Annotated in this window: 1 pseudogene; it reads right to left on the bottom strand. The window is 73.4% G+C overall.

Annotated features, from left to right (window positions below):
* Positions 1-402, bottom strand: a pseudogene (locus TN53_RS41305) (AfsA-related hotdog domain-containing protein); the annotation flags it as partial.
* Between the last annotated feature and the right edge of the window lie 400 nt (positions 403-802).

Raw genomic sequence — 802 nt, 5'->3', positions numbered from 1 at the left:
CCGCAAGGTCCCGCCCAGCCGCAGGCTGCGCGGCACACCGGCCACCGTCCGGGTCGGCTCGGCCCGCATCTCCAGAGCCAGCCGGGCGCCCTCGGCGGAGTCCTGCCAGACGGCGGGATCGGACAGGCGCAGTGCGAACCGGTAGAACAGCGCGGGCCGTTGGACCGGCACCCCGAAGTGACGGTGCCCGACGTGCAGGCCGGCCCGGCGGACCAGTTCCACGAAGACCAGGGGGTCGTGCAGGCCCGGGGTGTCGTTGAACAGCGGGAGCCCGAGCGGCATGTCGTCGCGCAGGACGAAGTGCTGTTCACCGGCCGGGGCGCTGCGCGGGTGCTCGCTGCGGACCAGGCGCCGGGCGACGGCAGTGGTGTCCAGAGCGCCGAGGACTGCGTGCTGGGACATGGTCGGCTCCTCGGTAGGGCGGGCCGATGGTGCCCGGCGTCACGGGTCCGGTGGTGCTTCGGGAGGCGGGCGGCCCCACCGGACTGCGCACCAGCCTCGCCACCCCGCAGGCCTGGGCCAAGTACATGGCGATGGCAGCAAGTTGCGCCGCAGGCATTCCTTGTCCCTGCCACTGCCGGGCCGGGCCCGCTTCGGCCCCGCGGCCCCGGCCTTCCCCCGAGCGCCGAAACGGCCGCTCGCTCGTGGCTTTAGCCATACGCAGGTCGCGCTGCCCAGACTCACCGGCGCAGGGTCCGTTTCCTGCACCACGGTTTTGCCCCCCTCGACCCGAGCGGCGCCCCCCTCAGGCGTCCCTGCCCATCGTCAGGAAGGTCATGTCCATGATCGAGCCGTCGGACGC

It is taken from the genome of Streptomyces sp. WM6386, assembly GCF_000972385.1.
In the GTDB taxonomy this organism is placed as follows: Bacteria; Actinomycetota; Actinomycetes; order Streptomycetales; family Streptomycetaceae; genus Streptomyces.
Note: the sequence above shows the minus strand (reverse complement) of the source record. Positions and strands in the feature narration are given on the sequence as shown.